Below are 18,105 nucleotides of genomic sequence, written 5' to 3'. Positions count from 1 at the left end.
ACAACGGCCGCCGGGCCCGGAAGGATCGGGGGGGTGATGGAGATCGAGGTCCGCTGGTCGTCGCCGTTGCCCACCGAAGATCGCTTCATGCGCCTGCTCGACGACGTAGAGCAAGGACGGTTCGCGGCGTACCGGCAGGAGGCGGACAAGCGGCGCTTCCTCACCGGCCGGGTCCTGGCGAAGACGGTCGCGGCCGAGCGGCTCGGCCTGGCCGTCGAAGCCGTGAAGTTCGACGCCACCTGCGAAGACTGCGGCAAGCCGCACGGGCGGCCGCGGATCCCGGGTGCGGACCTGACGCTGTCGATCTCGCATTCGGGCGAGCTGATCGGCCTCGCGGCGACGCCGTCGGTCCCGGTGGGCCTCGACGTCGAAACGGCCACCCGCCGCGCGGACGACGGCCTGATCGAATACGCGCTGAGCCCGGCGGAGGCCGGGCACCTGGCGGGCCTGGCCCCGGCGGAGAAGGCCGCGGCCTTCTTCGTCTACTGGACCCGCAAGGAGGCGGTGATGAAGGCGACCGGCAAGGGCCTGCGCATCCCGCTGCAGAGCATCACGTTCTCCCGCTACGACGAACCGGCGCGCCTGGCCGCGTCGGGCGACCCGGCCCTGGACCCGGCGACGACCCGGCTGGCGGACCTGAAGGCCGCGGACGGCTACCGCGCGGCCATCGCGGTGCTGACCACCGAGGAGCTGTCGGTGACCGAGGAGCACTGGGTCCCCTAAGCGACGTCCTCCAGGCCCATCGCCGTCAGGAGGGTGCGGAACTTCGCCGTCGTCTCGTCCAGTTCCGACTGCGGGTCCGACGCCGGCACGATGCCGCCGCCCGCGTACAGCCGCATCGACGTCGAGGCGATCTCCGCGCAGCGGATCGCCACGGCCCACTCGCCGTCGCCCGCCGCGTCGACCCAGCCGACCGCACCCGCGTAGTAGTCGCGGTCGAACGGCTCCAGCTCCTGCACCAGCTCGCGCGCTCCCTCGGTCGGCGTGCCGCAGATCGCCGGGGTGGGGTGCAGCGCCGCCGCCAGGTCCAGGGCCGTGATGTCCGGGTCCGCCAGCTCGCCCGTGATCGGGGTGCGCAGGTGCCAGATCGCCGGCGTGGTGACCAGCTCCGGCCCGGCCGGGACGTCGAGCGTCCGGCAGAACGGCCGCAGGGCCTCGACCACGTAGTCGATCACCACCGCGTGCTCGAGCTGGTCCTTGCGGGACGTCCGCAGGGCCTCGCCGTTCGCACGGTCGGTGACCGGGTCGGCCGACCGCGGCATCGACCCGGCGTGCGGGGAGGAGAACACCGTCCGGCCGGTGCGGCGCAGCAGCAGCTCCGGCGTGGCCCCCACCAGTGACCGGCCGCCGGGCAGCTCGGCCGCGTACGTGAAGTGCCGGGGGTTCCCGGCGGCCAGGTTCCGCACGACGCTCTCGGCGGGCACCGGCGCGTCGAACTCGAGGTCCAGCGCACGGGCCAGGACGGCTTTGCGCAGGTCACGCGCACCCAACGCGGCCACCGCCGCGCGGACCGCGGCCATGTGCTGTTCCGGAGAAGGCACCGCGCGGACCCGCAGGGGCGCCGGCAGCGCCTCCCGCGCGAGCGAAGGCGTCCCGGACGACCGGTGGACGGTCCGGGGCACGACGAGGTGGCCGGGCACCTTCGTGTCGGGCCCGGTGTCGAACGGCAGGACGCCGACCGCCAGCGGGGCGCCGGTCGCCGCCAGGACGCCGGGGATCGCCGAGGCGAGCCGCCGGGGGTCCGTCTCGGTGACGGTCCGGATCGCGCCCTGCGCGAGGAGTGCGCGCTGGGCCGTGGTGAAGAGGAAGTCGCCTCGCCGGTAGCGGGCGGCGAGGTCAGCCGGGGTCGCCGGCCTGACCGCTCCTGGGGGGTCCAGGGGGGCTTGCCCCCCGGCTGGGGTCCGGGGCTCGGCCCCAGAGGACAGAGAACTCACAAGCCCAGGGTCCCAGGCTGCCGGAGATCCGCGAGGGAAGTGTCGCCAGCGACACTCCCCTCGCGGTCAGCTCCGGGTGACGAGCTACTTGAGCGCGTCGATGAGCGCCTCGCGCTGGCGCTCGCCCAGGCCGGCCGCACGCCGGTCCGGGTCGATGCCGGCCTGCTCGAGCAGGGCGGCGACCTTCACCGCGCCGAGGCCGGGGACGGCCTTCAGCAGCTGGGTGACCTTCGTCTTCCCGATGGTCTTGTTCTCCTTGGCCTGCTTGAGCACCTTCTCGATGCTCTCCTTGCCGGACTTGATCGACGCGAGCAGCTCCGAACGCGCCTTGCGAGCCTCGGCGGCCTTGGCCAGGGCCTCGGCGCGCTGCTCCGGAGTCAACGTAGGCAGAGCCAACGTAGTGTCCTTTCCTCTCAGGTCTCCGCTTTCGCGGCCGACAGCTTTTGTGAGTGCTTGCTCCTGCAAGCGCTGCTCAGCCGTCTCTTGCCACGGGCCCAGTAAACGCCACCCGCTTCGTGGCCGTGCAACCGACACGCACTTATTACCCCCGGAGGTGATACCGGGCAACCCGCTCCGGCCTGCGGAAACGCTCCCAAGAACCGTCCCGCGTGGCCTCTCTCACCCGGAAGTGAAGCTTCCACTACGCGCTGTTCTCGCGCACATTTCCTTGCCCATAAGGAAAAGCCGAAAAATTGATGATCTTGATCATCGTCCGGTCGTCGCCCGATCGCGCGACGACCGTGACCGAACGGAGCCGTTGTCGACCATGCCCGCTTCACCCGATCCGCATTAGAGTCGGCCCAACCCCAGCCCACCGGCGAACGACCCCCGGGAGCGACCATGTTGAGCACCATGCAGGACGGGCAGCTGTCGCTGGCGAACCTGCTCCGCCACGGCACGTCGGTGCACTCGGCGAGCGAAGTCATCACCTGGACCGGTTCAGAAGCCCGTCGCGAGACCTACGGCGACCTCGGCCGCCACGCCGCCCGCCTCGCGAACGCGCTCCGCCGCCTCGGCGTGACAGGCGACCAGCGCGTCGGCACGTTCATGTGGAACAACGCCGAGCACATGGCCGCCTACCTGGCCGTTCCGGCCATGGGCGCCGTGCTGCACACGCTGAACATCCGGCTGTTCCCGGAGCAGCTCGTGTTCGTCGCCAACCACGCCGAGGACCACGTCGTCATCGTCGACGGCACCCTCGTCCCGCTGCTGGCGAAGCACCTGCCGGAGTTCAAGACGGTCCGGCACGTCATCGTGGCCAACGGCGACGCCGCGGCCCTTCAAGCCCCCGACGGCGTCGAGGTGCACTCCTACGCCGACCTGCTGGCCGCCCAGCCGGACACCTTCGACTGGCCCGAGGTCGACGAGCGCTCGGCCGCCGCGATGTGTTACACGTCGGGCACGACCGGTGACCCCAAGGGCGTCGCGTATTCACACCGGTCGATCTGGCTGCACTCGATGCAGGTGTGCATGAGCGACAGCATGAACCTCGCGCAGAGCGACAAGGCGCTGGCCATCGTGCCGATGTTCCACGCCATGGCGTGGGGCCTGCCGTACGCGGCGCTGATGGTCGGCGCGTCGCTGCTGATGCCGGACCGGTTCCTCCAGCCGGCGCCGATCTCGGCGATGCTGGCCGCGGAGAAGCCGACCTTCGCGGGCGCGGTCCCGACCGTCTGGCAGGGCCTGCTCGCCCACCTCGAAGCGCACCCGCAGGACATCTCGCACCTGCGTGACGTCGTCGTCGGCGGGTCGGCGGTGCCGCCGTCGCTGATGCACGCGTTCGAGGAGCGCCACCACGTCTCGATCCTGCACGCCTGGGGCATGACGGAGACGTCACCACTGGGCAGCGTCGCCCGCCCGCCGGCCGGCGTGACCGGCGAGGAGGCCTGGAAGTACCGCTACACGCAGGGCCGGTTCCCGGCGTCCGTGCGGGCGCGGCTGATCGGCGACTCCGGCGAGGCGCTGCCGTGGGACAACGAGGCCGTCGGCGAGCTCGAGGTCCAGGGCCCGTGGATCGCCGGCTCCTACTACGGCGGCTCGCAGGTCGACCCGGACAAGTTCCACGACGGCTGGCTGCGCACCGGCGACGTCGGCAAGATCAGCGCCGACGGCTACCTGACGCTGACCGACCGCGCCAAGGACGTCATCAAGTCCGGCGGCGAGTGGATCTCCTCGGTCGACCTGGAGAACCAGGTGATGGGCCACCCGGCGGTGGCCGAGGCCGCGGTCGTCGGCATCCCCGACGAGAAGTGGGACGAGCGGCCGCTGGTCGCCGTCGTGCTCAAGGAAGGCAAGAGCGTCACACCGGAGGAGCTGCGGGACTACCTGAGCGACAAGGTCGCGAAGTGGCAGCTGCCGGAGAACTGGACGTTCGTGGACGAAGTTCCCAAGACCAGCGTCGGCAAGTTCGACAAGAAGCGCATCCGCGCGTCCTACTCCGAGGGAAAGCTCGACATCGCCCAGCTCTAACGGGTAAATCTCCGGCGAGTCTGCACGCTTCGAAAGGTCACCGTGGGGGAACCTACCTCCTCCATGGTGGCCTTCGGAGCACGTCGGAGAGGTTCTGGGGATGCAGCGAAACAGGCGGAGTTTCCTCGCGCTCGCGGGGCTGGGCGCGCTGGCGACGGCGTGCGGTTCGAACACCGGGCGGCAGGGTGAGCCGCCGCCTTCCACGGCGTACTCGGCGGGGCCGCCGCCGTCGAACGCCTCGAAGGTCACGCTCCAGCAGTGGTACCACGCGTACGGCGAGGAGGGCGTCCAGGACGCCGTCAAGCGGTACGCCGCGACCTACCCCGGCGCGGCCGTGAACGTGCAGTGGAACCCGGGCGACTACGACTCGAAGATCGTCACCGCGCTGCAGAACAGCAAGGTGCCGGACGTCTTCGAGGCCCAGGTCAAGATCGACTGGGTGCGGCAGAACCAGGTCGTCCCGCTCGACGACGTCGTCGCGCCGGTGAAGGGCGATTTCAGCCCGGCCGTGCTGGCCGCGCAGACCGTCGAAGGCCGGGTCTACGGCGTCCCGCAGGCCATCGACACGCAGGTGCTCTTCTACCGCAAGAGCCTGCTGCAGGCCGCGGGTGTGCAGCCGCCGCAGACGGTCGACGAGCTGATCGACGCCGCGGCGAAGCTGACGAAGGACGGCGTCAAGGGGTTCTTCGCGGGCAACGACGGCGGCGTCGGCGTGCTCACCGGCCCGCTGCTGTGGTCCGCCGGGCTCGACTACCTGAAGAACGGCAACCGCGAGGTCGGCTTCGACGACCCGCGCGCCGCGACGGCGCTGGCCAAGCTGCACGCGCTCAACGCCAACGGGTCGCTGCTGCTCGGCGCGCCGGCCGACTGGTCGGACCCGGGCGCGTTCATCGACGGGCTGACGGCGATGCAGTGGACCGGGCTGTGGAACGTGCCGAAGATCCGGCAGGCGTTCGACGACGACTTCGGCGTCCTGCCGTTCCCGAAGCTGGACGGCAGCGGCGCGCCGTCGGTGCCGGTCGGCGCGTACGGCGCGATGGTGAACGCCAAGAGCGAGCACGTTGCCGAGGCCAAGGCCTTCGTGAAGTGGCTGTGGGTCGACCAGACGCAGGACCAGCTGGAGTTCGCGACGAAGTTCGGCTTCCACGTGCCGGCCCGGCAGAGCCTGGTCGACCGCGCGGACAACCTGAAGTCCGGTCCGGCCGCCGACGCGGCCCGGTTCGTCAAGGAGAACAGCCACCTCGTCGGCGGTCCGGTGTGGACACAGCAGTCGAACACGGCGCTGTCGGACGCGGTCGCGAAGATCGCGAAGGAGGGCGCGGACCCCGCGGCGCAGGTGAAGACGGCCGTCGAGGTGGCGCGCGCCGAGCTGAAGCGCCTCTTCGGATGAAACGGCGCGATGCGCGCGCGTTCTGGCTGTTCGTCGGGCCGTTCCTGATCGGGCTCGCGATCTTCGCGTACCTGCCGATCGGCTGGAGTGCGTACCTGTCGTTCTTCGACGCGCGCAACACGGTGACGCCGACGGAGTTCGTCGGGCTGGACAACTACGCGCACATGCTCACCGACGAGCCGTTCCTGTCGAGCCTCGGGACGTTCAGCGTGTTCGCGCTGTTCATCGTGCCGCTGACGTTCGCGTTGTCGCTGGCGCTGGCCCTCGGCGTGAACCAGCTGCGGTTCGCGCGGGCGTTCTTCCGGTCGGTGTTCTTCCTGCCGTTCGCGTGCTCGTACGTGGTGGCGTCGCTGATCTGGAAGACGTCGTTGTTCTCCGGTGTCCGCTACGGACTGGCGAACACCGTGCTTTCCGCGTTCGGCCTCGAGCCGGTGGCGTGGACGGGCACGGTGCACCCGCCGCTGTACTGGATCGTGCTGGTGACGGCCCGGCTGTGGCTGCAGCTGGGGTTCTACATGATCCTGTTCATCGCGGCCCTGCAGCGGATTCCGGCGCAACTGTACGAAGCGGCGTGGCTCGACGGCGCCAAGCCGGGCTGGCAGGTGTTCCGGTACATCACCCTGCCGCAGCTGCGCGCGACGGCGGTGGCGGTGCTGCTGCTGAACCTGATCAACGCGTACCAGGCGTTCGACGAGTTCTACAACATCATGGGCGACGCACGGGGCTACCCGCCGTTCGCCCGGCCGCCGTTGGTGTACTTGTACTACACGTCCCTGGGGTCGGGCGGCCAGGACCTCGGCCGCGGCAGCGCGGGCGCGGTGATCCTCGCCCTGATCATCGCGCTGGTGACGTTGCTGCAGGGCCGGGTGTTCCGCTTCGGGAGGGCGACGGCGTGAAGGCATTCCTGCGGTGGACCTGCCTTTCGGTGGCCGCGATCCTCTTTCTGCTGCCGTTCTACCTGCTGCTGCGCAACGGCCTGGCGTCCCGTTCGGACATCACGTCTCCACAGTGGACGTTCTTCCCGTCCACAGTGCACTGGGAGAACTTCTCGCGGCTGTTCACGCTTTCGGACGTCCCCTTCGGCCGCAGCCTGCTGAACTCGGCGCTGGTCGCGGCCCTGCAGACGGTCGGCCTGCTGGTGATCTGCTCGCTGGCGGGCTATGGCCTGGCGCGCATCCCGTACCGGCATTCCGGGATCGTGTTCTACGCGGTGCTGGCGACCCTGATGATCCCGACGTCGGTGACGTTCGTGCCGAGCTTCGTGGTGGTCTCGTCACTGGGCTGGCTGTCGGACTTCCGCGGCCTGGTGATCCCGGGGCTGTTCAGCGCGTTCAGCGTGTTCCTGTTCCGGCAGTACTTCCTCGACTTCCCGCGCGAACTGGAGGAAGCGGGCCGCATGGACGGGCTGAGCCGCTGGGGCGTGTTCTGGCGGATAGTGGTGCCCAACTCCCGCGGCTTCTTCGCGGCGATCGCGGTGATCACGGTGATCGGCAGCTGGAACGCGTTCCTGTGGCCGCTGATCATCGCCCAGTCCCCGGATTCGTGGACGGTCCAGGTGGCGCTGTCGGGCCTGCTGACGGCGCAGAACCCGCAGCTGAACCTGCTGTTCCTGGCGGCGGTGGTGTCGATCCTGCCGATCGTGCTGCTGTTCGCGTTCCTGCAGCGGTACCTGGTGCGCGGGGTGACGGAGTCGGGCCTGACGGGCTAGCCCCGCGGCCGAAATGACCACAACCTTCGGCGGTACTCCCCGCCGCCGTACCTGTGACAGGGTGAACTGAACTGTCACGGTGAATGTTTTTCACGTTCACCCCGCGTCCACCCGAGTCCGGCAGCGTGCCGGGCAACCGAGAAGACTGGGGAGCGAACACATGGCCGAACTCACGCGGCGCACCTTCGCCACGGCGGGCGCCGCCGGTGTCGGGCTGCTGCTCTGCACGCCCACCGCGAACGCCCTCGACCGCGCCCTCCGCCTGACGGGCACCCGGTCGCTCACCACCGCCGGCACCACGCTCGAGCAGGTCGCCACGGGCGGCAGCACCGCCACCTACTCCCGCCTGTCCGCCGGCCCCGGGTGGCCGCTCGTCGTCCGGAGCGACCTGGCCACGCCGAAGAGCGGGCGCGACGACCGGCGGCGGGCCCTCAGCTCGTTCGTCCAGTTCACCGACCTGCACATCACCGACACCGAAAGCCCCGCCCGGTTCGAGTACCTGCACCCCTTCATCGGCTCCGCGCACCGGCCGCAGGAGGCGCTCGGCACCGTCGCCACCAGCGCGCTCGTCGAGCGCGTCAACAGCGTGCGGCAGGGCCCGTTCACCGGGCGCCCCTTCGACCTCATGGTCACCACCGGCGACAACACCGACAACCACGAGCTGATCGAGCTCGACTGGTTCCTCAAGGTCCTCAACGGCGGCACGGTCACCCCGAACTCCGGCGACGTGAACGCCTACGAGGGCGTCCAGAGCTCCGGCAACGCCGAGTACTGGAACCCGTCGATCCCCGGCGTCGGCGACAAGTACTCGGCCAAGGGCTTCCCGCAGCTGCCCGGCCTGCTCGAAGCGGGCATGCGGACCTTCACCGCGCCCGGCCTCGACGTCCCGTGGTTCTGCACCTTCGGCAACCACGACGACAGCATCGTCGGCTCGCTGCCGGCACAGATCCCCGGCATCGACGCCTGGTACACCGGGAAGTACAAGGTCATCGGCAAGGACGAAACGACCGCGAAGAAGCTCGCCGACGCCATCAAAAGCCGCTCGAGCGTGCCGATCGGCGAGCTGTTCGGCGGCAGCGGCACCATCCGCGAGGTGACCCCGGACGCGCGGCGGCGCCCGTTCAGCACCGGCGAGTTCGTCCGCGCCCACCTCGACGCGGCCAACACCGGCCCCGGCCCGGTCGGCCACGGCTTCACCAGCGCCAACGCCGACGGCCAGAACGTCTACTACACGTTCCGGATCGCGCCGGGCATCACCGGGATCAGCCTCGACACCACCACCGACGCCGGGTTCGCCGACGGCTCGATCGGGCTCGCGCAGTACTCGTGGGTCGAGTCGACGCTCAAGCGCAACAGCTCCACCTACTACGACTTCTTCGGCCGCAAGGTCACCCACGCCGTCACCGACGAGCTGTTCATCCTGTTCAGCCACCACACCAGCGACACGATGACCAACCTGCTGCCGGACTCCCGCCACCTGCTCGACCCGCGGCTGAACGGCGACGCGTTCGTCGCGCTGCTCAAGCGGTTCCCGAACGTGCTGGCCTGGGTCAACGGCCACACCCACCTCAACAAGATCACGCCGCACACGGGGAACACGCCGCAGCAGGGCTTCTGGGAGATCAACACCGCGTCGCACGTCGACTTCCCGCAGCACGCCCGGATCGTCGAGGTCGCGGACAACGCGGACGGCACGTTGTCGCTGTTCACGACGTTGATCGAGGCCGAAGCGCCGTACGCCGTGGACTACGACGCCCGGACGCCGCAAGCGCTTGCGTCGCTTTACCGCGAACTGTCGTACAACGACATCCACGTCGACCTCGGCCGGGTCGGTGCGGCCGGGGACCACAACACCGAGCTGCTGCTGGTGAACCCGCTGAGCTGAGCGGGCAGCACGCGCCGGGTGGACGAACTTCCTGCGTGCGGCGCGTTCGGGCTACGCCGTTGGTCGCGAAAGTGACACAGACGCAGGCCGTCCGGTAGGTACCTGTTTACATACCCGGCTTGAGCGGCGAAAATCCCTGCCTACTGGGTGGGCCGATCAGGGAGCCGGGATGCGCGTACGCAAGTTGTTCACCTTATTGTCAGTGGTTGTGTTGTCCGCGGTAACCGCCCAGGTCGCCGAGGCCGGACCCGTTCGGCCCCGCGACGACGAGGCGATCGACTACCACGAATGGACCGGCGGCCGCTTCCACGAAGGCGGCTTCGCGGGGCTGGCGCTCGGCCGCGACGGCCTGCGCATCACCCACCCCGCCGGCACGGTCGAGCACACCGAACCGGAGCTCGGGACGACGAGAACGTACGAGTACGGCCAGTGGACCTCGCCGCAGTACCGGCTCGGCTTCGGCGCGACGCAGCTGGTCGCGTCCTGGAACGCGAAGACGCCCGCGAAGACCTGGCTGCAGGTCGAGGCGCACGGCCGGACGTCGGCGGGCACCGAAACCGCGTGGTACGTGATGGGTCGCTGGGCCAGCGGCGACGCCGACATCCTGCGCACCAGCGTCGACGGCCAGGACGACGCGAACGCCGTGGTCGACGTCGACACGCTGGAGATGAAGACCGGCGTGACACTGAAGTCGTACCAGTTGCGGATCACCCTCTACCGCGAAGCCGGCTCGGGTGCGACCCCGTCGGTGAGCCTGCTGGGCGCGATGACGTCCGCCGTCCCGGACCGCTTCGAGGTGCAGCCGACGAAGCCCGGCCGCGCCAGCGGCATCGAGCTCAAGGTGCCCGCGTACGCGCAGAACCTCCACAAGGGACAGTTCCCGCAGTACGGCGGGGGCGGCGAAGCCTGGTGCAGCCCGACGTCGACGGAGATGGTGGCCGAGTACTGGGGCAAGAAGCCGTCCGCCGAGGAGATGTCCTGGATCCCGGCGGACTACGTCGACCCGCAGGTGGCGTTCGCGGCGCGCTACACCTACGACCACGCCTACGACGGCACCGGGAACTGGCCGTTCAACACCGCCTACGCGGCGTCGCGCGGGCTGCGCGGCCACATCACGCGGCTGCACTCGCTGAACGAGCTCGAGGACTACATCGTCCGCGGCATCCCGGTGATCACGTCGCAGTCGTTCCTGTCCTCGGAGCTGGACGGCGCCGGCTACGGGACCTCGGGGCACATCATGGTCGTCGTCGGCTTCACGAAGGACGGCGACGTGATCGCGAACGACCCGGCGTCGAGCAGCAACGACCGGGTGCGCAACGTCTATAAACGTGACCAGTTCGAGAAGATCTGGCAGCGGACGAAGCGCTACCGCGCGGACGGCACCGTGGCGGGCGGCCCGGGCGGCATCGCCTACATCATCACGCCGGCCTGACACTCCGGTGGGGCGCCGGTCCGGCGCCCCACCGGGCTCACCAGGTCTTGCCGGCCTGCTCCCGGATCGCGCGGTTGATCCGGTTGAAGAAGCCGGTGAGGGCGATGTGCGTGACGATCGCGGACAACTGCGTGTCGTCGAAGTGCTCGGCGGCGGCCGCCCAGATTTCGTCGGTCACGCCGGACTGGCCGTCCTCGATCCGCGTGGCGGCTTCGGTCAGCGCGAGCGCGGCCCGTTCCGGCTCGGTGAAGAACGGCGTCTCGCGCCAGGCGACGACGCTGTGCAGCCGGTCGTCGGTCTCGCCCTGCTTCTTCGCCGCCTGGACGCCCGCGTAGGTGCACGGGGCGCAGCCGTTGATCTGGCTGGCCCGCAGGTGGACCAGCTCGAGCAGCAGCGGGTCGACGCCGGCGCCGTGCACGACCTTGAACAGCTGCTGGACCGCTCCGGTCACCTCGGGACCCGCCTGGGTCGTCAGCCGTGGTTCCATCGTTCCTCCATCGGTTACCTGTGCCCCTCCGGGCCCGTCATGTCCACGACGGAGCGGGAGCGAGGAAGGTAACGACCATGACCGACGGGTTGGCTTCGGCGTTCGAAGCGCAGCGTGACCGGCTGCGCGCGGTGGCCCACCGCGTGCTCGGCTCGCACGCGGACGCCGAGGACGTGGTCCAGGAGGCGTGGCTGCGGCTGTCGCGCCAGGACGCGGCGACGATCGAGAACCTCGACGGCTGGCTCACGACGGTGGTCGGCCGGCTCAGCCTGGACGCGCTGCGGTCGCGCCGCTCCCGGCCCGAGGCGGCGTACGAGGAGATCGTGGTGACGGTGGACGACGGCGCCTCCCCGGCCGAGGACGCGGAGCTGGCCGATTCGGTGGGGCTGGCGTTGCTGGTGGTCTTGGAGTCCCTCGGCCCGAGCGAGCGGCTGGCGTTCGTGCTGCACGACCTGTTCGCGGTGCCGTTCGAGGAGATCGCCCGCATCCTGGGCAAGTCCACGGCGGCGGCCAAGATGCTGGCCAGCCGCGCCCGCCGGAAGGTGCGGACCCCCTCGCCGCCGGCCGGGCCCTCGCAGCGAGAGGTGGTCCAGGCGTTCCTGACGGCCGCCCGCGACGGCGACTTCGAGGGGTTGCTGCGGGTACTCGACCCCGAGGTCCGGCTGACGGTCGACACCCCGGACGGCGTGGTGGTGGTCCTCGGGGCGACGAACGTGGCCGCGGGCGCCCGCATCGGCGCGGCGGCCGGCGGCCGGGCCGTGTTCGTGGGCGGCCTGCCGGGAGTGGTGGCGTGGCGCGAGGACGGGACACCGATGTCGGTGGTGGCGTTCACGGTGGCGGGGGGACGGATCGTGAGCATCGCGTCGGTGGCGGACCCGGTGAAGCTGGCGTCGATGGAGCTCCCGGAGCCGCCCGGAACCGTCGGTGGTGCTCGGTAAGCTCGATACCGGGCGCCCCCGTTTTCCACGCCACCGGACGGCACCGACAGTTCCGGCGCCGTGCCGACCCCGAGACCAGCCCTCTCAACGCCGGCCAGTTGCGTAAAGCGCAACACGTTGCACAAACCTCACTCATGCGGATGTCGCCATCCCCGCGTGATCCGTGATTAGCTGCGGTCGACCAGCAGCGCAGCCGGAAGGTGGTTCGAATGCCGTACGAGGTCCAGGGGGTCGTTTCGCGGGCGAAGGGCGAGCCCGTCTCGCTGGAGACCGTCCTCGTGCCCGATCCCGGTCCCGGCGAAGCCGTCGTGGACGTCCAGGCCTGCGGGGTCTGCCACACCGACCTGCACTACCGCGAAGGCGGGATCAACGACGACTTCCCGTTCCTGCTCGGTCACGAGGCCGCCGGGGTCGTCGAGGCCGTCGGCGAAGGCGTCACCGATCTCGAACCGGGCGACTACGTCGTCCTCAACTGGCGCGCCGTCTGCGGCACCTGCCGGGCCTGCAGGCGCGGCAAGCCGTGGTACTGCTTCTCGACCTTCAACGCCGCCCAGCCCATGACGCTCCAGGACGGCACCAAGCTCTCGCCCGCACTCGGCATCGGCGCCTTCCTCGAGAAGACGCTCGTCCACAGCGGACAGTGCACGAAGGTCGACCGGGCCGCCGAACCCGCCGTCGCCGGGCTGCTCGGCTGCGGCGTCATGGCCGGGCTCGGCGCCGCCATCAACACCGGCGCCGTCACGCGCGGGGACTCGGTCGCCGTCATCGGCTGCGGCGGGGTCGGGGACGCCGCCATCGCCGGCGCGAAGCTGGCCGGCGCCACCACGATCGTCGCGATCGACATGGACGACCGGAAGCTCACTTGGGCGAAGGACTTCGGCGCGACGCACACCGTCAACAGCAAGGGCCTCAGCGAAGCGCAGGTCGTCGAGGCCATGCAGGACGCCACCAGCGGGTTCGGTCCCGACGTCGTCATCGACGCCGTCGGCCGCCCCGAGACCTGGCGGCAGGCGTTCTACGGGCGCGACCTGGCCGGCACGGTCGTGCTCGTCGGCGTCCCGACGCCGGAAATGCGGCTGAACGACCTGCCGCTGATCGACTTCTTCTCGCGCGGCGGCTCGCTCAAGTCGTCGTGGTACGGCGACTGCCTGCCGAGCCGGGACTTCCCGATGCTCGTCGACCTCTACCTGCAGGGCCGGCTGCCGCTGGACAAGTTCGTCACCGAGCGGATCGGCGTCGACGGCGTCGAGCAGGCCTTCGCGCGCATGCACCACGGTGACGTCCTGCGCAGCGTGGTGACGTTCTGACCCTGTTCACCGACGACGAGTACCCGGCCGAGCCCTACCCGGGCACCCGGCCGGGTTACTCGTTCGTGCACGTCGACGGCGTCGGGCACCCCCTCGAAAGCGCGCCCGAGGGCTGGCGTGACCGGCTGGCCGTGCTGGCCTACGGCTCGAACGCGAACCCGTCGAAGATCACCTGGCTGCGCGCCCGGCTCGGCCTGGAAGGCCCGGTCGTCGTGGCGCACGCGCGCTGCGCCGGGCTCGCCGCCGTGTGGGCGGCCGGTTTCCGGGTGGTCGACGACCAGCGCCCGGCCACCCTCACCGCGCTCGACGGCGTCGAGGACCACGCCGTCTGGTTCGTGACGCCGGAGCAGCTGGCGGTCCTGGACCGCTGCGAAGGCCGCGGCACCCGCTACCACCTGGCCCGGCTCACCGAACCCGACATCACGCTCGAAGACGGCACCCGGCTGACCGACGTGCACACCTACGTCGGCGCCGCGCCGATCCGCTACCCGTTGCTGGTCGACGGCGCGCCCGTGCGCACCTCCGCCGTCCCGCAGGCCGAAGCGGCCGGGCTTCGAGGCGTCGCGGCCGACGGCCACGGCGTGCCCTGTGAAGTCGTCACACCAGCTTTCCCGGGTTGAGGATCCCGGTCGGGTCCACCGCGGACTTGGCCGCCCGCAGCACTTCGACGCCCAGCGAGCCGATTTCCGCGCTCAGGTAGGGCGCGTGGTCGACGCCGACGGCGTGGTGGTGCGAGATCGTGCCCAGTCCGGTGATCGCCTCGCAGGCCGCCGCCTTCGCGCGCTGCCACTGGCCGACCGGGTCGGTCCCGTCGCGGGCCGTCAGCACGGTGAAGTACAGCGACGCTCCCGTCTCGTAGGCGTGCGAGATGTGGCACATGATGATCGCCCGGCCCAGTGCGGCCGTCAGCGCCGCGCGGACGTCGTCGCGCAACTCGTCCACATTGGACCAGTACGCGGCGGTTTCGAGCGTTTCGACGCAGACACCCCTGTCCAGCAACGTGTCCCGCTGCCGCGGTCCGGCGAACCGGCCGTGCCGCCACGACTCGCCGAGCGCCTTGCCGACGCGGACGGCTCCCGCCGCCTTCAGCCGCCGGGTCGTCTCGCGGCGGCGCCGCGCCACGTCGCGTGCGGTGCCTTCCCAGCCCACGATGAGGAAACACGGACGCCGTACGCCCCGCGCGGCCAGGTAGCGGCGCAGCGCCGCCGTCTTGAAGCCGGCGTTCAACGCGAGGGAAACCTCGGTCTCGTCCACATCGGACAGCCGGGTGACGTCGGCGAGTGCGTGGTGCTGCGCGAGGTCCCGCACCGCGTCGGTGCCGGCCGTCCAGCCGGGCAGCGCGTACCCCTCGTACCGCCGCACCTGCGGCGCCGGCCGCACGCGCAACGCGACTTCGGTGATGACGCCGAGCGTCCCCTCGCTGCCGATCGCGAGCTGGCGCAGGTCCGGCCCGGCCGCGGACGCCGGGGCGACACCGAGCTTCCACTCGCCGCGCGGGGTGGCCAGCCGCACGCCGGTCACCATGTCCTCGAAGCGCCCGTAGCCCGACGACGCCTGGCCGGCCGAGCGCGTCGCCGCGAAGCCGCCGATGGTGGCGCGCTCGTACGACTGCGGGACGTGCCCCAGCGTCAGGCCGTGCTCGCCGAGGAGCCGCTCGGCCTCGGGCCCGCGGACGCCCGCCTGCAGGACGGCGATGCGCGACCCGGCGTCCACCGACACCAGCGCGTCGAGCCGGACCAGGTCGAGCGCGATCACCGACGTCTTTTCGCCGCTCAGCGCGGCGACGCCGCCGACGACCGACGTGCCACCGCCGAAGGGCACGACCCCGACGTCGTGCTGGACGCAGACGTCGAGCACCGCCTGGACCTCGTCCGGGTCCGCGGGCAGCACGACGGCGTCGGGCACCGGGAAGTCCGCCGACGGCGAACGGCGCCGCAGCAGGTCGAGGTAGGACAGTCCGGTCGCGCGCTCCAGCCGGGCCACGTCGTCCACCAGCACGTTTTCCGCGCCGACCACCTTCGCAAGCGCTTCCTCGGCAGGTTTCACCAGTTTCGGGGACGGTATTTCCACCGGCATTTCCCCCGCGGGGGCGGCGGCTGGGGTGATCGGACCGATACGCTGGTCGAGCCACTTGGCCGCGCGCGCGGGCAGGGGCGCGGCGCCGGCGGCTTCCGCGGTCCAGGACCGGCGGAGGCGGTGGTCAATGAGAGCGTTCACGACTACAGTGTGACACATGGACGTTAAACGTCACACCACGCAGACGGCGGGCTCCTCCGCGCTCGCGGACACCCGCAGCCGCCAGACGGCGACCCGGGTGGCCGATGACGTGCTGCTCGACGCCGCGCGCTCGTGCGTGCTGGCCGTCGGTGTGCGCCGCACCACACTCGCCGAAATCGCCCGTACCGCGCGCGTCAGCCGGATGACGGTGTACCGCCGGTTCCCCGACGTCCGCAGCGTGCTCGCCGCCCTGATGACCCGCGAGTTCAGCGGGCTGCTGCGCACGGCGAGCGAAGGCGGCGCGGACGCGGCGCACAGCCGCGACCGGCTGGTCCTCATCGCGGCGGCCGGCGTCCGCGCGCTGTCGACCGACCCGCTGTTCCGCACGCTGCTCGACGTCGACCCCGAACTGGTGCTCCCGTACATCGTGGAGCGGCTCGGCGCGACGCAGAAGTTCGCCGAGCAGGCACTGCACCAGCTCCTGGAGGCCGGCCACCAGGACGGCTCGATCCGGCGGGCACCGGTCGCGGCGCAGTCCCGTTCGGTCCTGCTGGTGGTGCAGTCCTTCGCGTTTTCGCTGCGGCCGGCCACGGCGGACGTCGACGAGGCGGCACTGATGGCCGAGTTCACGCACGTGCTCGACGCGGCGTTGCGGCCATGACACCCGGCTCGCTCAACGCGCTGCGCCGCGAACGCGAGCTCGCGGACCTGGCCTCGGGCGAGCGCGTGGACATCGTCGTGGTCGGCGGCGGCGTCACCGGCACGGGCATCGCGCTGGACGCGGCTTCGCGGGGCCTGTCGGTGGCGCTGGTGGAGGCGCACGACCTGGCGTTCGGGACGTCCCGCTGGTCGTCGAAGCTGGTGCACGGCGGCCTGCGGTACCTGGCGCACGGCGAACTGGGCTTGGCGCGCGAGAGCGCGGTGGAGCGCGGCATCATGATGACGCGCACGGCCCCGCACCTCACGCGCGCGATGCCGCAGCTGTTCCCGTTGTACCCCGGCACTTCCCGCGTCCAGGAGCGGGTGATCGCGGCCGGCCTGCACGCGGGCGACGCGCTGCGGCGGGCGGCGCGCACGCCGTCTTCGGTGCTGCCGCGGCCGCGTTCGATCCCGCCCGCGCTCGCCTTGGCCCTGGCACCGGGACTTTCGGCCGCGGGTTTGCGCGGCGCGCTGCTGGCGTACGACGGCGCTTTGGTCGACGACGCTCGATTGGTGGTCACCCTCGCCCGCACGGCGGCGTCGTTCGGCGCGCGAATCCTCACGCGACTGTCGGCGTCTTCGCTGTCGGCGGACCGGGTCACGGCGCGCGACGCCGTCTCCGGTTCCACTGTGGACATCCACGCGCGCCAGGTGGTCAACGCGACGGGAGTGTGGGCGGGAACGCTGACGGGCGCGGTGCGGCTGCGACCGTCGCTGGGCTCGCACCTGGTGCTGGCGCCGGGGACGGTGCCGATGGGGACGTCGTCGGTGAACATCGGCGTGCCCGGGGAGACGAACCGGTTCGTCTTCCTGCTGCCCCAGCCGGACGGCCGTGTCTACTTGGGACTCACGGACGAGCCGGTCTCCGGCCCGATCCCGCCGGTGCCGGACGTTCCGCCGTCCGATGTGGACTTCCTGCTGTCACTGGCGTCGTCGGTGCTCGCCCGGCCGTTGACCCGGGCCGACGTCGCCGGCTCGTATGCGGGGTTGCGTCCGCTGGTCGAAGGCGGGGGCCGGTCGGCGGACCTGTCGCGCAAGCACGCGGTGCTGGCGGGAGCGGACGGGCTGCTGACGGTGGTCGGCGGCAAGCTGACGACGTACCGCCGCATGGCCGAGGACGCGGTGGACGCGGCGGTGCGCTTGGCGGGACTTCCCGCCACACCCTGCCGGACGGCGCGGTTGCCGTTGCTGGGAGCGGCGCCCCGGCCGGAGTTGTCCCTGGTGGACGCCCCGGCCCGGATGGTGGCCCGCTACGGCACGGAGGCGCCGCGGGTGGCGGCGCTGGGCGAACTGGACGCGGAGTTCGCGGCGCCGGTGGGCCCGGGAACGGAGATCACGGCGGCCGAGGTGGTGTGGGCGGTCCGGAACGAGGGAGCACTCGACGTGGACGACGTACTGGAGCGCCGGACCCGGCTGGCGCTGATCCCCGCGGACGCGGATGCCGCGCGGGCACGGGTGGCGGAGCTTGTCGACAAATCGCTGGCGGGTTTGGTCTGACCCGGCCGGCACAGCCCCCGCCAGCCAGCACAGCCCCCGCCAGCCAGCACAGCCCCCGCCAGCCAGCACAGCCCCCGCCAGCCAGCACAGCCCCCGCCAGCCAGCACAGCCCCCGCCAGCCAGCACAGCCCCCGCCACTCCC

The 18,105-nt window shown here is 71.2% G+C and carries 16 protein-coding genes; 12 read left to right on the top strand and 4 right to left on the bottom strand.

The genetic code is table 11. The features are described 5' to 3' along the window. Positions 1-36: 36 nt before the first annotated feature. Positions 37-723: a 4'-phosphopantetheinyl transferase family protein gene (locus tag ACLJOU_RS07555; protein WP_410564397.1), complete on the top strand. Its 687-nt coding sequence runs from the start codon at positions 37-39 to the stop codon at positions 721-723. Here ACLJOU_RS07555 and ACLJOU_RS07550 read toward each other — a convergent pair. Beyond that, a complete protein-coding gene (locus tag ACLJOU_RS07550; RefSeq protein ID WP_410564787.1) occupies positions 720-1,877 on the bottom strand; it encodes an isochorismate synthase in 1,158 nt (385 codons plus the stop codon). The genes ACLJOU_RS07555 and ACLJOU_RS07550 overlap by 4 nt on opposite strands. A 141-nt stretch (positions 1,878-2,018) precedes the next feature. Next, positions 2,019-2,330 carry an integration host factor, actinobacterial type gene (mihF, locus tag ACLJOU_RS07545; protein ID WP_051767699.1) on the bottom strand — a complete coding sequence of 104 codons (312 nt, stop codon included), beginning with the start codon at positions 2,328-2,330 and terminating at the stop codon, positions 2,019-2,021. A gap of 444 nt (positions 2,331-2,774) precedes the next feature. Here mihF and ACLJOU_RS07540 point away from each other — a divergent pair, with 444 nt between their 5' ends. The 6 genes from ACLJOU_RS07540 (at position 2,775) to ACLJOU_RS07515 (ending at position 10,818) form a co-directional block, all read left to right on the top strand. After that, the gene (locus ACLJOU_RS07540) at positions 2,775-4,403 is read left to right on the top strand and encodes a long-chain fatty acid--CoA ligase (protein ID WP_410564396.1); all 1,629 of its coding nucleotides are present in this window, start codon (positions 2,775-2,777) and stop codon (positions 4,401-4,403) included. A 100-nt stretch (positions 4,404-4,503) separates the two neighbouring features. Then, complete coding sequence (locus ACLJOU_RS07535; RefSeq protein WP_410564394.1) at positions 4,504-5,793, top strand: ABC transporter substrate-binding protein; 1,290 nt, start codon at positions 4,504-4,506, stop codon at positions 5,791-5,793. Beyond that, positions 5,790-6,689, top strand: a complete 900-nt coding sequence (locus ACLJOU_RS07530; RefSeq protein ID WP_410564393.1) for a carbohydrate ABC transporter permease — start codon at positions 5,790-5,792, stop codon at positions 6,687-6,689. Before ACLJOU_RS07535 ends, ACLJOU_RS07530 begins: the two co-directional genes overlap by 4 nt. Positions 6,690-6,718: 29 nt before the next feature. After that, positions 6,719-7,501, top strand: coding sequence for a carbohydrate ABC transporter permease (locus ACLJOU_RS07525; RefSeq protein WP_410564786.1), 783 nt, complete (start codon positions 6,719-6,721; stop codon positions 7,499-7,501). Between the two features lie 160 nt (positions 7,502-7,661). Next, positions 7,662-9,386 (top strand): TIGR03767 family metallophosphoesterase, encoded by a 1,725-nt coding sequence (locus ACLJOU_RS07520; protein ID WP_410564391.1) that lies wholly within the window; start codon positions 7,662-7,664, stop codon positions 9,384-9,386. Positions 9,387-9,555: 169 nt separating this feature from the next. Beyond that, complete coding sequence (locus tag ACLJOU_RS07515) at positions 9,556-10,818, top strand: peptidase C39 family protein (protein WP_410564390.1); 1,263 nt, start codon at positions 9,556-9,558, stop codon at positions 10,816-10,818. Between the two features lie 37 nt (positions 10,819-10,855). On the opposite strand, the gene ACLJOU_RS07510 is transcribed toward ACLJOU_RS07515, so the two are convergent. Beyond that, entirely contained in the window at positions 10,856-11,305 is a 450-nt protein-coding gene (locus ACLJOU_RS07510; RefSeq protein ID WP_410564389.1) for a carboxymuconolactone decarboxylase family protein, read from the bottom strand. 77 nt (positions 11,306-11,382) lie between these two features. Here ACLJOU_RS07510 and ACLJOU_RS07505 point away from each other — a divergent pair, with 77 nt between their 5' ends. From ACLJOU_RS07505 to ACLJOU_RS07495, 3 genes are all read left to right on the top strand, one after another. Further along, complete coding sequence (locus ACLJOU_RS07505) at positions 11,383-12,243, top strand: sigma-70 family RNA polymerase sigma factor (RefSeq protein ID WP_410564387.1); 861 nt, start codon at positions 11,383-11,385, stop codon at positions 12,241-12,243. A 209-nt stretch (positions 12,244-12,452) separates the two neighbouring features. Then, entirely contained in the window at positions 12,453-13,550 is a 1,098-nt protein-coding gene (locus ACLJOU_RS07500; protein WP_410564385.1) for an S-(hydroxymethyl)mycothiol dehydrogenase, read from the top strand. 65 nt (positions 13,551-13,615) lie between these two features. Further along, the gene (locus ACLJOU_RS07495; RefSeq protein WP_410564383.1) at positions 13,616-14,170 is read left to right on the top strand and encodes a gamma-glutamylcyclotransferase family protein; all 555 of its coding nucleotides are present in this window, start codon (positions 13,616-13,618) and stop codon (positions 14,168-14,170) included. Here ACLJOU_RS07495 and ACLJOU_RS07490 read toward each other — a convergent pair. Beyond that, a complete protein-coding gene (locus ACLJOU_RS07490; protein WP_410564382.1) occupies positions 14,148-15,767 on the bottom strand; it encodes an FAD-binding oxidoreductase in 1,620 nt (539 codons plus the stop codon). The two genes, ACLJOU_RS07495 and ACLJOU_RS07490, sit on opposite strands and share 23 nt — an antisense overlap. A 97-nt stretch (positions 15,768-15,864) precedes the next feature. Between ACLJOU_RS07490 and ACLJOU_RS07485 the strand changes: the two genes are divergently transcribed. Both ACLJOU_RS07485 and ACLJOU_RS07480 read left to right on the top strand, forming a co-directional pair. Continuing rightward, a complete protein-coding gene (locus ACLJOU_RS07485) occupies positions 15,865-16,428 on the top strand; it encodes a TetR/AcrR family transcriptional regulator (protein WP_410564784.1) in 564 nt (187 codons plus the stop codon). Further along, positions 16,425-17,963 (top strand): glycerol-3-phosphate dehydrogenase/oxidase, encoded by a 1,539-nt coding sequence (locus ACLJOU_RS07480; protein ID WP_410564380.1) that lies wholly within the window; start codon positions 16,425-16,427, stop codon positions 17,961-17,963. The genes ACLJOU_RS07485 and ACLJOU_RS07480 overlap by 4 nt, the downstream gene beginning before the upstream one ends. The last annotated feature ends 142 nt before the right edge of the window (positions 17,964-18,105 follow it).

It is taken from the genome of Amycolatopsis sp. cmx-4-61 (assembly GCF_046548775.1).
Lineage (GTDB): Bacteria > Actinomycetota > Actinomycetes > Mycobacteriales > Pseudonocardiaceae > Amycolatopsis.
This window is presented reverse-complemented; position numbering and strand designations above follow the sequence as displayed.

Excerpts from the sequence above, each read along its gene's own strand:
- ACLJOU_RS07500 (WP_410564385.1), top strand. The coding sequence starts at position 12,453 with ATGCCGTACGAGGTCCAGGGGGTCGTTTCGCGGGCGAAGGGCGAGCCC.
- ACLJOU_RS07540 (WP_410564396.1), top strand. The coding sequence starts at position 2,775 with ATGTTGAGCACCATGCAGGACGGGCAGCTGTCGCTGGCGAACCTGCTC.
- ACLJOU_RS07505 (WP_410564387.1), top strand. The coding sequence starts at position 11,383 with ATGACCGACGGGTTGGCTTCGGCGTTCGAAGCGCAGCGTGACCGGCTG.
- ACLJOU_RS07510 (WP_410564389.1), bottom strand. The coding sequence starts at position 11,305 with ATGGAACCACGGCTGACGACCCAGGCGGGTCCCGAGGTGACCGGAGCG.
- ACLJOU_RS07555 (WP_410564397.1), top strand. The coding sequence starts at position 37 with ATGGAGATCGAGGTCCGCTGGTCGTCGCCGTTGCCCACCGAAGATCGC.
- ACLJOU_RS07515 (WP_410564390.1), top strand. The coding sequence starts at position 9,556 with ATGCGCGTACGCAAGTTGTTCACCTTATTGTCAGTGGTTGTGTTGTCC.
- ACLJOU_RS07480 (WP_410564380.1), top strand. The coding sequence starts at position 16,425 with ATGACACCCGGCTCGCTCAACGCGCTGCGCCGCGAACGCGAGCTCGCG.
- ACLJOU_RS07520 (WP_410564391.1), top strand. The coding sequence starts at position 7,662 with ATGGCCGAACTCACGCGGCGCACCTTCGCCACGGCGGGCGCCGCCGGT.
- ACLJOU_RS07535 (WP_410564394.1), top strand. The coding sequence starts at position 4,504 with ATGCAGCGAAACAGGCGGAGTTTCCTCGCGCTCGCGGGGCTGGGCGCG.
- ACLJOU_RS07530 (WP_410564393.1), top strand. The coding sequence starts at position 5,790 with ATGAAACGGCGCGATGCGCGCGCGTTCTGGCTGTTCGTCGGGCCGTTC.